General features: G+C 38.1%; 12 protein-coding genes. 7 read left to right on the top strand and 5 right to left on the bottom strand.

The window, feature by feature from the left end:
- The first annotated feature begins 138 nt into the window (after positions 1 to 138).
- Entirely contained in the window at positions 139 to 852 is a 714-nt protein-coding gene (locus tag M0M83_RS17760) for a helix-turn-helix domain-containing protein (protein ID WP_125890526.1), read from the top strand.
- 38 nt (positions 853 to 890) lie between these two features.
- Here the strand turns inward: M0M83_RS17760 and M0M83_RS17755 are convergent, their stop codons facing one another.
- Both M0M83_RS17755 and M0M83_RS17750 read right to left on the bottom strand, forming a co-directional pair.
- Positions 891 to 1,298: a DUF2628 domain-containing protein gene (locus M0M83_RS17755; RefSeq protein WP_248467101.1), complete on the bottom strand. Its 408-nt coding sequence runs from the start codon at positions 1,296 to 1,298 to the stop codon at positions 891 to 893.
- Positions 1,299 to 1,453: 155 nt separating this feature from the next.
- Positions 1,454 to 1,834 (bottom strand): DUF1992 domain-containing protein, encoded by a 381-nt coding sequence (locus M0M83_RS17750; RefSeq protein ID WP_125890524.1) that lies wholly within the window; start codon positions 1,832 to 1,834, stop codon positions 1,454 to 1,456.
- A 457-nt stretch (positions 1,835 to 2,291) separates the two neighbouring features.
- On the opposite strand from M0M83_RS17750, the gene M0M83_RS17745 reads away from it, so the two are divergent.
- Complete coding sequence (locus M0M83_RS17745; RefSeq protein ID WP_102138017.1) at positions 2,292 to 3,863, top strand: AbgT family transporter; 1,572 nt, start codon at positions 2,292 to 2,294, stop codon at positions 3,861 to 3,863.
- 186 nt (positions 3,864 to 4,049) lie between these two features.
- Here M0M83_RS17745 and add read toward each other — a convergent pair whose 3' ends face one another.
- From add to M0M83_RS17730, 3 genes are all read right to left on the bottom strand, one after another.
- Positions 4,050 to 5,228 carry an adenosine deaminase gene (gene add, locus M0M83_RS17740; protein ID WP_248467100.1) on the bottom strand — a complete coding sequence of 393 codons (1,179 nt, stop codon included), beginning with the start codon at positions 5,226 to 5,228 and terminating at the stop codon, positions 4,050 to 4,052.
- 27 nt (positions 5,229 to 5,255) lie between these two features.
- Positions 5,256 to 6,587, bottom strand: a complete 1,332-nt coding sequence (locus M0M83_RS17735) for an MFS transporter (RefSeq protein ID WP_213913611.1) — start codon at positions 6,585 to 6,587, stop codon at positions 5,256 to 5,258.
- Positions 6,588 to 6,693: 106 nt separating this feature from the next.
- Positions 6,694 to 7,461 carry an oligogalacturonate-specific porin KdgM family protein gene (locus tag M0M83_RS17730; RefSeq protein WP_213913609.1) on the bottom strand — a complete coding sequence of 256 codons (768 nt, stop codon included), beginning with the start codon at positions 7,459 to 7,461 and terminating at the stop codon, positions 6,694 to 6,696.
- A 264-nt stretch (positions 7,462 to 7,725) separates the two neighbouring features.
- Between M0M83_RS17730 and M0M83_RS17725 the strand changes: the two genes are divergently transcribed.
- From M0M83_RS17725 to M0M83_RS17705, 5 genes are read left to right on the top strand one after another with little or no spacing between them, the layout of a single operon-like run.
- Positions 7,726 to 8,472 carry a GntR family transcriptional regulator gene (locus M0M83_RS17725; RefSeq protein ID WP_125890520.1) on the top strand — a complete coding sequence of 249 codons (747 nt, stop codon included), beginning with the start codon at positions 7,726 to 7,728 and terminating at the stop codon, positions 8,470 to 8,472.
- Between the two features lie 13 nt (positions 8,473 to 8,485).
- Positions 8,486 to 9,568, top strand: a complete 1,083-nt coding sequence (locus M0M83_RS17720) for an ADP-ribosylglycohydrolase family protein (RefSeq protein WP_125890519.1) — start codon at positions 8,486 to 8,488, stop codon at positions 9,566 to 9,568.
- Positions 9,565 to 10,608 (top strand): SIS domain-containing protein, encoded by a 1,044-nt coding sequence (locus M0M83_RS17715; RefSeq protein ID WP_213913607.1) that lies wholly within the window; start codon positions 9,565 to 9,567, stop codon positions 10,606 to 10,608. The genes M0M83_RS17720 and M0M83_RS17715 overlap by 4 nt, the downstream gene beginning before the upstream one ends.
- Positions 10,609 to 10,623: 15 nt before the next feature.
- Positions 10,624 to 11,538: a carbohydrate kinase family protein gene (locus M0M83_RS17710; RefSeq protein WP_213913605.1), complete on the top strand. Its 915-nt coding sequence runs from the start codon at positions 10,624 to 10,626 to the stop codon at positions 11,536 to 11,538.
- Between the two features lie 18 nt (positions 11,539 to 11,556).
- Positions 11,557 to 12,705, top strand: a complete 1,149-nt coding sequence (locus M0M83_RS17705) for an esterase-like activity of phytase family protein (protein WP_125890516.1) — start codon at positions 11,557 to 11,559, stop codon at positions 12,703 to 12,705.
- Positions 12,706 to 12,733: the final 28 nt, after the last annotated feature.

The following is a 12,733-nucleotide window of genomic DNA, read 5'->3' as shown; positions in this document are numbered from 1 at the left end:
TGGTTATACTTACTTGGTTCAGTGGGGCCATATTTAGGGTCTCGCTTGCTTGCCGCCTAGTGTCGTCGGTGCCATCACTGCTATTTATTAGTAAAAAGGTTATACTGCTATTCTCTGTATCAGTAGGAGTGTGACCCTTTGCGATTACCTGAACTACATTTTCGCCAATATTCAGACGAAGTCATTTCTCATCAACATGATGGGCAGTGGCAAGTCGTGTTGTCGTTATCTGGGCAGATGGAAATCAATATGTATCGGCAACATTTCTTGTTAAATGCAGGGAAGGGCGTCGTGATCCCTCCGAGTGTCAATCATGCATTTAGTGGCCAGCTAGGAAATCAAAATTATGTATTAGAAATGCCAAATACAGCGCAGTGGGCATTAAATGAAAAGATGACACAATTCACTCTGACTCCAGCCGCAGTCGGTCTTTTGAGTTGGTTACAAAGTTTTCCACAAGCTCCCGAACATAATTTTACCGTTGCTCGTCTATTATTGGCTCAATTAAAACCTGAAAATAAGTGGATTGATGAAGTTTCTCAATGGGTGGAGTTGCGTTTGCATCATCCTATTAGTTGTGAAGATATGGCGATTGCTTTTTGTATGTCGGTGAGTACATTGCAGCGGCGAATAAAAGCAGAAACACAATTAACAGCGATGCAATTTCTATTACAAAAACGCATGGAAATCGCAGGAAGCTTATTACTAACAAATACTTCAATAGAACAAATTGCATTATCTGTCGGTTATGAGTCTCATTCGGCATTTAGCCAAGCTTTTCGTCGATTTTATGGCAGAACACCAAATGAATATCGAATTCAGGGCGTTAACTTAGTACCTTGTAAAAATTAGCAGCTTTGCTAGCCACCAATCTTTACAATATTTGCTATCTACAGCATGCGGATCCCTTCAAATGGGTTCCAGTTATCCAATCCTTTGGTTTCTTTAATATAGTAAGCATAGTTGGCAACCATGGCCCACAGCGCTGACATACCGACAGATACCCCAGTAAAGACGGCGTTAGGAATCGTTCCACCAATCATAAAATCAATAATATTCAAAACGATAGCAACCCCAAGAGTGATGCCAAACATCACTAACCCTTTCTTCCATAGCCCTAAAATCAAGAAATAAATAATGCCGAAGAAGAAGGCAAAAATGTTCATATTAATGAGAATACGCTCACCGAAAGAGGCCGCTTTTAACGCTGCTTTGAATTCAGGCGTATCAGGAGCACCATGCTTATCAAAGAAATCGAACCGTTTTTGCCATTTATTAGAATATTGTTTCTGTTCCATCTTCATCCCTTATCTATTTATACTTATAAAATCGGGATTGATAATACTTGGATGCTTCTATAAATGCAGGAGGGATATTCTTAATTTGACTATTACAGAGTTTTCTTAATAAAAGGGTAATATCTTCATTTACTGAGAGATCGGCTTACTTAGCATTATTTTGTATCTGATTTTCTTGTTATTTGTTCAGAAATTGAAACTGCATAGTTGCCATGTAAAAAATCGGTATTGACATTGGCTTGTTTGAGCTTTAATTCGAGTAACGCTAACTGTTTGCTTATGGATGTGTAATTTGGGTCGTCTATAGATAAGCTTTGTAGCATTTGACTTAACGTTAATGCATCTTTTCTTTGTTGTAATTCTACAGGCAAATAGCCTGAGTTTTTTAATATCCGATATCCAGCCCTAAGTTCAGGTGGAATTAAGCTATCGTCTTCGAGCTGCAGTGGCTTGCCTTCCCCATCTAAACTCGATAATTCCCCTTTATTCAGTGCGGCTTGAATATGGCGCTCAGCCCAAAGGTCGATAACTGACATGATAGTGGCTCCAAAAGTTGATTTTTTACTATTATAGCCCTCCATATCAATATAAAGGAAGTTGGCAGATTATTCTTTATTATGGTTATTATTCCGAGTTATCAGTAAGGTTTTACCGAGGGTTTATAAATGAAGGGTTGGTTATTTTTATAAAATAAAACGGCTGAAAAATGATGTTTAATTAGTGATAAATGAGGTAAAAAAGCGAAGAATAATATGAAAATTGTTATATTGACCACACTTATGGAAATTAATTTATCTTGTTTATTTTGGTCTTAATTTTCGCCTTTATATAAATAAGTGATATTAATAACTAGTTGGGGTAAATAATTTCTAATTATGTTGAATTTTATGTCTAATTTGTATGATTTTTGTTGGATTGAAATTATCTATTTGTAAATAGCAAAAAGGAAAAACATTGTGTAATGTCCGTTTTGCTTGTTTATAAGGAGAAAATATGGAACAAAAGAAACAAGAGGGAAGCCGTTTTTTGCGAACGGTTGAGTGGCTAGGTAATGCACTACCACATCCCGTCATCTTATTTATTATTTTAATTGCAATTTTATTAGTTTCTTCAGCAATTGGTCAGTATTTTGGTGTCAGCGTGCCAGATCCTCGCCCAGAAGGGGCGAAAGGGCGTGCAGAAGACGGTATTATTCACATTGTCAGTTTATTGGATGCTGAAGGGATCCGAAAAATTATTGCTAATGTCGTTACTAACTTCACCGGCTTCGCGCCATTAGGGACGGTATTAGTTGCGTTATTAGGGGTTGGAATTGCAGAACGAGCCGGTTTGCTTTCTGCGGCCATGCGTTTGGTTGTAACCAAAGCCCCACGTAAATTAACGACGATGGCGATCGTGTTTGCAGGTATTATGTCAAACACCGCGGCAGAACTGGGCTATGTGGTACTTATTCCGTTAGCCGCTATCATTTTCCACTCATTAGGACGTCATCCTTTAGCTGGCCTTGCCGCTGCATTTGCAGGGGTTTCAGGCGGTTATTCAGCAAACTTATTATTAGGTACGGTTGACCCGTTACTGTCAGGTATCACCCAGCAGGCTGCGCAAATCATTGACCCGACTTATATTGTGGGAGCGGAAGCGAACTGGTACTTTATGTTTGCGAGTACGTTTTTGATTACTATTTTAGGTTACTTGATCACAGAAAAAATAGTTGAGCCACAGCTTGGTCCATACACTGGCGGTGCAGTTGACGAAGATGAAAATAGCCTCTATGCCTCAGCAAATGTCACTCCGCTAGAGAAAAAAGCGTTATTTTGGGCATCAGTGACGTTTTGGGGATTAGCCGCGATTTTGGCGTTAATGGTGGTACCCGAAAACGGAATATTACGTAACCAAGATACTGGGTTAGTCAGCAACTCGCCTTTCCTAAAAGGCATAGTGGTATTCATTTTTGTGTTCTTTGCTGTCCCGGGTATTGTGTACGGCTATATCGCTAAAACCATGCGTTCTGATAAAGACATTGTTGACGCAATGGCAGGGGCAATGAGCACTCTTGGCTTATATCTGGTTATCATTTTCTTTGCCGCACAATTTGTTGCTTTCTTTGGTTGGACAAATATCGGGCAAGTTATTGCGGTTAAAGGTGCCAACTTCTTAAATAGTATCGACCTTCACGGTGGGGTGCTGTTTATTGGCTTTATTCTTATTTGTGCTTTTATCAACTTAATGATTGGCTCTGCATCGGCTCAGTGGGCTGTCACCGCGCCTATTTTCGTCCCCATGTTGATGTTGGCAGGTTATGCGCCTGAAACTATCCAAGCCGCTTATCGTATTGGGGATTCGGTAACCAATATTATCACGCCAATGATGAGCTATTTTGGGTTGATTATGGCGATAGTGGTTAAATATAAAAAAGATGCAGGAATAGGGACATTGGTTTCAATGATGTTGCCATATTCCATCATTTTCTTCATTGGCTGGTCGTTGTTCTTTATTGTGTGGGTATTTGTATTGGGTATTCCTGTAGGTCCTGGTTCCCCAATTTATTTCACACCGGGAAGTTAGCCTTTTTATGTGTAATTAGAAAATCATTGGTTGCCCTATTTTAGTTCATTAGGTTAGGGGCAACCAGTGAGGGTATAAAGTGTGATTTTGTTGTTATGAGCAGAGAATCTAGATTAAATAAAGATTATAAAAATAAACTGCCGTGAGTGAAGCAGTTTATTTTACCAAACACCAATAATCATAATGTCACGGTAATAAATGATTTTTTAAATAGTGTAAATGGTTATTTAACCGAGAGACTAATGCGGAACTAATTGATGGTCTGTCAACATACTTCTGTAGTTGTTTAATATCGTCCTCGGTAAAAGTTTTGTAAACCTGTTGCAGTGCGAGTTCTTTATACTCATCCTCTAAAAAAGCGGCTTCAAGGGAACAAAGAGTGATGTCTAATAATTCGATGCGTGTAAATTGAAAAGTCTGTTGGGCGATTTGGTATTCTTTGTTGATATCTGTACCAAAAATCCCTGCATCATCAGTATTAATCGCAATACGCACTCCCTTATCATACAGTTTGCGAATAGGGTGTTGATGAATATCGCCATTTAACTCAGGGACTAATATACGGTTACTTGTCATCGAGATTTCTAAGAGGATCTTGTTCTCAATTAATTGCTTTATTAAAGCCTCATTATCAATGGCGCGAATACCATGGCCAATACGTACAGCACCAGCTTTAACTGCATTTTGTATTTGCTGGTCTGAACCAATTTCACCTGCATGGTATGACCGGCCCAGCCCCAGTTGTTTTGCTAATTGGTGGCTCATGGAAAAATCAGCAAATTGGTAGCTCAACTCATTACCTGCAATATTAAAACCAGTTATTACATCATGGGGATTTTGCTGAACAAACTGGAGCGTTTGATAGACAATATCAGGACCTAAATGCCTGACTCCCACGGCATGTAACCTGACAATTAAAGGATACAACTGATTCACATCCTCAATGGCTCGTGTAATGGCTAATAGCCTATCCATATAGCGCGTGCTGTCCCAGGATACTTTCCCGTTAACTTCACTGGCGCTCATATGATAGGGGGAGATCAATAATTCGCAATAAATTAGCCCTTGCTGCGCATTTCGAGTGAGATAATCTTCGGTGATCAGATAGTAGTCATCTGCGGTTTGAATGAGTGAAGCAACACGATCATAGATGGTAATAAATTCATTAAACTGGCTTTCATCATAAAAATAGCGCCCATCAGGAAATTGTATATCATCATACTCCCCTACTGGATAAAATAACGATGATGGTAAATTAATGGCATTATTCATGGCTAATTGCTTGGCAATTTTAGGGGTAACCGATCCTTCCAAATGCTCATGTAAAATGACTTTAGGTAAATAACTCTGTTGATCTATGTTCATTTCTTTCTCATTTTATGTGATAAATAACTAGGCTATTTTGAGTAACTCGTTTTTTATTTTTTGGTAATATTGGTTATTAATAATAAATTTGAACATTAATAACCCGACTAACAAATGAAATATTGCCGGTATTAATGTCATCATGAGTGATATGCCGATAAGGGATGACACTGTTTGTTCAACATCGGGTTGGTAGCCTATATAAGCTAGGGCAAAACCTAAGGCACCACCTGCGACCCCCATTCCAAATTTTTGGAAAAATAAGATGCCACCAAAAGCCAGCCCAGAAACTCGAGTTCCTGTTTTTACTTCACCATAATCGACAGACTCAGCAATCGATGACCAAAAAATAGGTAGTTGTAAATCACATAAGAATGAAACGGCAAAATAGAATATAAAGGCGAGAGCAATATCGCCCTGTCCCACCATAAAGTACATTAATGTGCTAAATAGAAAGGTCGCGATTTGGGAATAACGAAACAACTTTATTTTATCATAAAATTTAGTCATCCATGTACTCACAATCATAGCTAACACCGAAGCAATCACTCCTGTGGTTAAGAATGCAGGAATTAAGCTATCGCCACCGGATAAATAGTATTTAGCATAATAGGCTGATACAGATGCGCGGATCGTCCCACCACACATAATTAATGTCAGAACAATACCTAAAATAATCCACTGGTCGTTTTTAAATAATAATTTTACCTGCTGTTTTATTGGTGTTTTTTCTATATTTACAGAGACCCTTTCTTTGGTGGAAAAAAAACAGAATAAAATAAGTACCGTACCTAATATCCCCATAATGGCCATTGAGCTCTGGTAGCCTTTAGCTAATTGTCCTTGGCCAAAATACACCGCCATTAAGGGCACGATGATAGTGACAATAAAGGCAGCTATTTTGGTCATGACAAAACGATAGCCATTTGCACTCAGTCTATCTAATGGTTCGTCACTAATAACACTAATGAGAGAAACATAAGGAATGGCAATAAATGTATAGATAATGGTAAGTAAGATATAGCTTGCATACGCCCAAATTAGTTTACCTGTATAGGCGATATCAGGGGTGACAAACATTAAGTAAATAGCAAAGCCGAATGGGACAGCCAAAAAGAGTAGGTAAGGGCGATACCGTCCCCAACGCGTATTTATTCGATCAGTAAATATGCCAATCATTGGGTCAACTAAAGCATCAACAAAGCGAACAATAATAAATAAAACACCAGTGTCGGCCGCAGACAAGCCATAAATATCAGTATAAAAATACGCTAATAATAGTTGCATGGAGATCATGACAATGGCAATTGCCATGTCACCTGCACCAAAGCCAACTTTTTCATAAATAGATAGTTTCATCTTATTTAACCTTTATAGAGCGGCATGATAGTTAGCTTTTAATTCCTTACTACCAAGCTGCGCTTTTATTTGCTTTGGAATAATTACGTCCTTGTATTTTTGATAATCAAAAACTATATGATATTCCTGTTCTTAATCTTAACTGGCGGTTATCACTGTATTTGCTATATCCTTTTACATCACCGATTGCAATATAAGGTGTCCAATTCTCGATGGTATATTGGACTTTAATATCTTGGGCATAGTCGCGTTTTTTATTATCCCAACGTACATTTTCAGTGTCATACCAAACAAAGTTGTAGGTGATCCCAATTGGTAAATCTTTAGGGCGCCAGTCATACCAAAAATCGGTTCTATAAGTTTTTTGTTTATCCGCAGAATTACTGGAACTTGGATGATCTAAATCCACACGGAATCTTGAACGAATGCGATGGTCGGCATTAATTTTATAAGCGACTTCAAGACCGGGCTCATAGGTTGTCCAATAACTTGAACTATAGACGGAAAAAGTGGGGGTAAATGTCCAATTCTTTAAAGGTTCAAATCGAAGTGGATAATTTAAGATAATACCATGACCATTATTTTCAAAATGACCCCAACTATCACGGTTAGCGGGAAGTTCCCCTCTTTTATCATTGTTTTTTTGTTTCCACATTAATTCAAGGTGTACATCTAGTCCACTATCAAAAAAGTACCCCATTTTAACGCGATCATTGGAAACGCGTTGCTTAGTTAAATATTCATTACGGTAATCAAGGTAACCACCACCTGCATACGAGGATGAGATGAAAATAGTCGTAAAAACTAGGGTGCTTAATGATAAGTAATAGGGTTTTCTTCGTGAACATTCGGCTTTATTTTTTTGATTAAACATATTTCATTCCTTATTCTCAATTAACATTATTTATATTTTTTCTCTCTGTTTGATTTAGAGATTAATAATATTGGTATATACCACAACAAACCATTGTTTAAATTGTGAACGATGTCACTAATAAATGAAAATAAAAATAATCATTTGTTTTTATTGATAAAAATATTAAATTTTGATTTTGATCGCAAAAAATAGCAATAATAATTGTTCTTTTTCTTTTTTAGTTAACAATATTGGTAGTTACCAATCTTAGAGATATAAATAATGTCAAAAAACTATATTTTGAAATATCAGGAAATTTATCTGGATATTAAAAATAAAATTGATCAGCAAGAATGGCAGGAGGAGGATGTCATTCCAACAGAGCGGGAGCTTGCTGAAGTTTATCAAACTAGCCGTACCACGATTAGAAAAACCATTGAGTTACTGAAGCAAGATGGTTATCTGTTTAGTCAACATGGTCGAGGTACATTTGTTTTACCAGAGAAAAGCCGGTTATCTAGGCGCTCATTGCACAGTTTTACCGATGATATTTCGTCTCGAGGTGGGACTCCATCACAAGAAATTTTGGAAATTGGGTTCGTTCCTCTTAGCAATATAATTAGGCAAAATTTGCAATTATCGCTACATGAACGCACTATTTTTCGTATTAAACGTATTCGTTTTTCAGAAACAACCCCAATGGGGATCCATACCTCATATATACCGTTACCGCATAATATGCCTATCGAAAAAGAAACGCTTCTTGAGTATGGTTCTTTATATAAGGTATTGAAAGAAAAATATAATTTATTTCCATTGGAAGCCTATGAGTCAATTAGTGCTCGTTTAGCCTCTTCTTCAGAGCGAAGTTTTTTAGAGTTGGATCATGAAGGGGTCGTACTCGCTTGTACTCGAATTACATTATCTGAAGCACTAAAACCAATGGAATACGTTGAAATGGTTTATCCCGCGAGCCGCTATACCTACAACATGAAAATCAATCGCGATAGTTTTGGTCGCAATAAATAATTAAGGATAAAAAATGCAACTTACTCAGAAAGTTATTTATAACAAAATATACGGCTCACTCGCTGCAGCAGGCATGGGAGATGCGCTTGGTGCACCCACGGAGTTATACAGTATTGATGAAATTATCGCTGCTCATCGAGGCTTTCTAGACCATTTTATTACACCGCCTAAAGATACATTCGCCGGGTCATTAAACGGGGTCGCAGGTTTAATTACCGATGACTCAAGTCAAATGTATGTTTTATCAGAAGGTCTCATCTCTGCGGGTTATAATAGATTTACTAACCAAGATTGGGTGAATTGTTTATTACGCTGGGCGGATATGCAACCTTATGCAAACTATAAGGGGCCGACCACTGAACTGATTGTTAATGCGTTAAAATCAGGGCAAGCAACTAACACAATAGGCCGCATAGGGACTTCTGAACGCCAAGCGCCAAATATTGGTACGACAAATGGAGCTGGTATGCGCATTGCGCCTGCAGGGCTTATTTATCCAGGGCAGCTAGACAAAGCCTGTGAACTCGCAGCATTGACTTGCATTCCGTCTCATGACACCAACATCGCGATAGCGAGTGCCTGTGCTATTGCGGCTGGTGTGAGCCAGGCAATGATGGTGAGTGCAACAGTAGAGTCTGTGGTTGAAGCGTGTTTATACGGTGCACGGTATGGTGAAGTTTTAGCTAAAAAAATAGGGCGTGTTGTTGCTGGGCCAAGTATTGAAATGCGTATTCAATTAGCCCTTAGAATCGCCCGTGAAAATACAGACTTAGAGATTTGCTTAAGACAGCTTGAAGGATATGTTGGAAATTCCGTAGCGGCACATGAATCTATTCCAACGGCTATTGGGTTATTTGCATTCACTAAAGGTCAGGTTTGGGATGGCATTGTTGCTGCAACAAACGTAGGAAATGACACCGACAGTATTGCCACGATGGTAGGGGCCATGGCAGGGGCACTACAAGGGTTTGATAGTCTTCCACAAGACCAGTACCAGTTCTTTAGCAAAGTAAACAGCCATGATTTTGATATCCCTAAAATTGCACAAGGGTTATCAGAGCTCGCATGGCAAGCTTTGCAGGGTGAAGCGCAATGAAAGCCATCATGCCATTAGATAAAACATGGCAAGAGATAACAAGTACGCCTAGGGTTCTGGCGTACTTATTGGAAGAACCTCATCTTGTTCGTGAGTTAGCAATTGGTATCAAACAACAAACAATCACACAGATGTTGTTTGTTGGTTCTGGTGACTCCTATGCGATTGCTCAATTCATAGCTATATATTATGAAAAGCAATTAGGTATAGATTGCAAAGCTATTCAGTCTTATGAGTTTGTCAATGGGGCACGCCTGCTCCTGAAGGATAGTGTCGTTTTTATTATTACAGCCAGTGGTCGTCCCTCACCGGTTATCGATGCTTTAGCCATTGCCTCAGACTCAAGTGCATTTGTTGTTGTAGTGACAAATCATAAAAATGACAGGATACGTGAACAAGCTAATTTTGTGTTGTATACCGGTGCAGAAAAGCAAGGGATTCCCACTCAAAGCACAACTGCAAGTTTATTGCTATTAATTCAATTATCTATTTATCTGAAGTCATCAGATATTAATGATGCTTTAGCTGAGCTCCGATTAATCGTTGAGAATCTGGCCGCCCCGATTATTCAGAAAAAAACTATTGAATATCAGATAGACAGAAACTACCCATTCGAAGCTGCTCATGTATTCCTATCAACAGGAATAACCTCTTTTATTGCCGAAATGGGGTGCAATTTACTCGCTTGCGGGCCACAATTATTAGCCCATTCATTCCTTATAGAAGAATATCACCATAGTTTACGCCTTCTACATGACAACCATTTACGTCGTTTTATTCTGTTACTTAGTGATAAAAAACATGAGTCTATTTTCTTGAATACTGCAAAAACATTAGTTGCACAAGGGGCTAGCGTCATATTGCTATCTGCTTATCCACTAAAAGAAAATGACATGAATGGTTTTATGGTAATAACTTTTCCTTGCAGTACTTCAACGGAATTTAGCTTTTATAGCCTCAATTTTTTACAAGTTTTATCTCTAAAGCTCGCTGAGCATTGGGTCGCTCAAGGTGGCGTTAGAGCTTTTAGCAATAACTAAAGAAAGGGAATAATAATGAAAAAATATGATGTTGTTGCGGTGGGCGATGCCAATATTGATCTCATGTTTAGAGTGCCTAGTTTGCCAAGATATGACAGTAAAGTCGTCGGTGAAAAAATTAATGAATGCGTCGGAGGGACAGTCGCTAATAGCGCTTGTGTTCTTGGGCAATTGGGCTCTAAGACTTTATCCCTTTCATCGGTGGGGGATGACAATTATGGGCAAATGATTTTAAATGACTTTAAACGCTTCCGTGTCGATACGTGTTTTGTTGAAATTATTCCTCGTCTTTCTCCGAATTTGGCCATTATCTTCCTTGATCATAGTGGAGAAAAGGCATTGGTATTTTCCCCCGGTGAAGAAACTAAAATCAATCAGGCGAATTACACTCAGGCAATTAAAGAAAGTAAGGTGCTGTATACCATGCCGGGGAATATTGAAAAATTCAAATACATGTCTGAAATCTGCCAAATACATGACACTAAAATTGCAGTGGATATTGAGCCTCATATCGCGGACACCCAAGATAAGCTTGAAACGATTTTAACCGCTAGCAATATCGTTATTTTCAATTTAGAAGGATTTCTTACCTGTACAGGGCTTGAACTCACTGTTAATGCATTACGACATTTGGTTGTGCAATATCAACTTGATGTGATTGTTGTCACTTGTGGTGCGCAAGGCGCTATCGCTGTTACAAAAGATAGCGATGAGAAACATGATGGCTTTTGTGTTGACGTGATTGATACCACTGGGGCTGGAGATACCTTTAATGCGTCTTTTATCCACGCCTTACTTGCAGAAATAACATTGAAAGAAGCATTGGCTTTTGCTTGTGCATCAGCCGCTATTTCTATTGGTTATTTGGGGGCTCGAAACTCCATATTAACCAAAAGTAAAGTTGAAGAATTTATTAACGATTACAAATAATATTAATCAGGGGTAATTATGAAGAAAAAAAATAAATCATGGAAACTAGTTGCTAGCCTATTTACTGCATCGACTTTATTTTATAGTCAATTTTCAACCGCACTCGAAAAACTTGACTTTATAGGGGAATATTCACTTCCGACGAGTACATCATATCAAGATGTATTATTTGGAGGTGTTTCAGGATTGTATTTTGATGCTGAAAAATCCATTTATTATGGTATCTCTGATGCACGAAATACTAAACAAGAAGGTGTTTCTCGCTTTTATACCTTAACAATGAATATTGATAAGCAAGGGATTCATAGCGTCAATATTATGGGCATGAAAAACCTTCTCGATAAAGACGGTAAAATTTGGTCAAATGGGCAAGTTGATGCGGAAGGAATTGCACCAACGCCAAATGGAAAGGGCTTGTTTTGGACATCTGAATTAGGAAGCGCATTACGTATCACAGACTTTGATGGCTCATTTATTGCTGATTATAATGATGTTATCCCCCCATACTATAATGTGTTAGGTATTGCTGATAAAACCTCGAAAGTTGGTGTTCGTTCAGGAACTAGTTTTGAGGGAGTATCTCTCACGCCAGATAAAAAAAATGTATTTATTTCTGTTGAAACGGCATTAAAACAAGATGGGCCTATTTCAACGCCATTAAATTCTAGCCCTGCTAGGCTATTGAAATATGATGCAAACTCACAAACCAATGAATTAACTTTAGTGGGCGAGTATATTTATAATATTGATCCTATTCCTGACGTGTCTGAGTTTGCAGTTAATGATAATGGCGTTTCTGATATTTTAGCCGTTAATGAACATCAATTGTTATTTATTGAGAGAGCGGGTCGTAATGCCAGCAAAGGTTATGATGATTGGGATTTTAATATTCGAGTCTATTTAGGAGATATTTCTAAAAGCACAAATATTAAAGGTATGGAAACACTGAGCGATATTAAAGAAAAAAGCCAATTTCAGCCAATAACGAAGAAACTACTCATCGACTTTTCTGATTATACCAAGACCCCAGATAATATTGAAGGTATTACTTTTGGCCCAGTTATTGATGGACATAAAACCCTGGTTTTTGTTACTGATAACAATTTCCAATCTTACCAAAGCAATAAGTTTTATGTTTTTATTGATAGCAACGACATATTGAAGTAATTCTATAAGGATGTTTGATAATGAATAA

Origin of the sequence: Providencia rettgeri (genome assembly GCF_023205015.1) — a bacterium.
GTDB lineage: Bacteria > Pseudomonadota > Gammaproteobacteria > Enterobacterales > Enterobacteriaceae > Providencia > Providencia rettgeri_E.
This window is presented reverse-complemented; position numbering and strand designations above follow the sequence as displayed.

What these genes read in the sequence shown, in the direction of transcription:
- M0M83_RS17755 (WP_248467101.1), bottom strand. Translation starts at nt 1,298, where the DNA reads ATGGAACAGAAACAATATTCTAATAAATGGCAAAAACGGTTCGATTTC.
- M0M83_RS17750 (WP_125890524.1), bottom strand. Translation starts at nt 1,834, where the DNA reads ATGTCAGTTATCGACCTTTGGGCTGAGCGCCATATTCAAGCCGCACTG.
- M0M83_RS17745 (WP_102138017.1), top strand. Translation starts at nt 2,292, where the DNA reads ATGGAACAAAAGAAACAAGAGGGAAGCCGTTTTTTGCGAACGGTTGAG.
- add (WP_248467100.1), bottom strand. Translation starts at nt 5,228, where the DNA reads ATGAACATAGATCAACAGAGTTATTTACCTAAAGTCATTTTACATGAG.
- M0M83_RS17735 (WP_213913611.1), bottom strand. Translation starts at nt 6,587, where the DNA reads ATGAAACTATCTATTTATGAAAAAGTTGGCTTTGGTGCAGGTGACATG.
- M0M83_RS17730 (WP_213913609.1), bottom strand. Translation starts at nt 7,461, where the DNA reads ATGTTTAATCAAAAAAATAAAGCCGAATGTTCACGAAGAAAACCCTAT.
- M0M83_RS17725 (WP_125890520.1), top strand. Translation starts at nt 7,726, where the DNA reads ATGTCAAAAAACTATATTTTGAAATATCAGGAAATTTATCTGGATATT.
- M0M83_RS17720 (WP_125890519.1), top strand. Translation starts at nt 8,486, where the DNA reads ATGCAACTTACTCAGAAAGTTATTTATAACAAAATATACGGCTCACTC.
- M0M83_RS17715 (WP_213913607.1), top strand. Translation starts at nt 9,565, where the DNA reads ATGAAAGCCATCATGCCATTAGATAAAACATGGCAAGAGATAACAAGT.
- M0M83_RS17710 (WP_213913605.1), top strand. Translation starts at nt 10,624, where the DNA reads ATGAAAAAATATGATGTTGTTGCGGTGGGCGATGCCAATATTGATCTC.
- M0M83_RS17705 (WP_125890516.1), top strand. Translation starts at nt 11,557, where the DNA reads ATGAAGAAAAAAAATAAATCATGGAAACTAGTTGCTAGCCTATTTACT.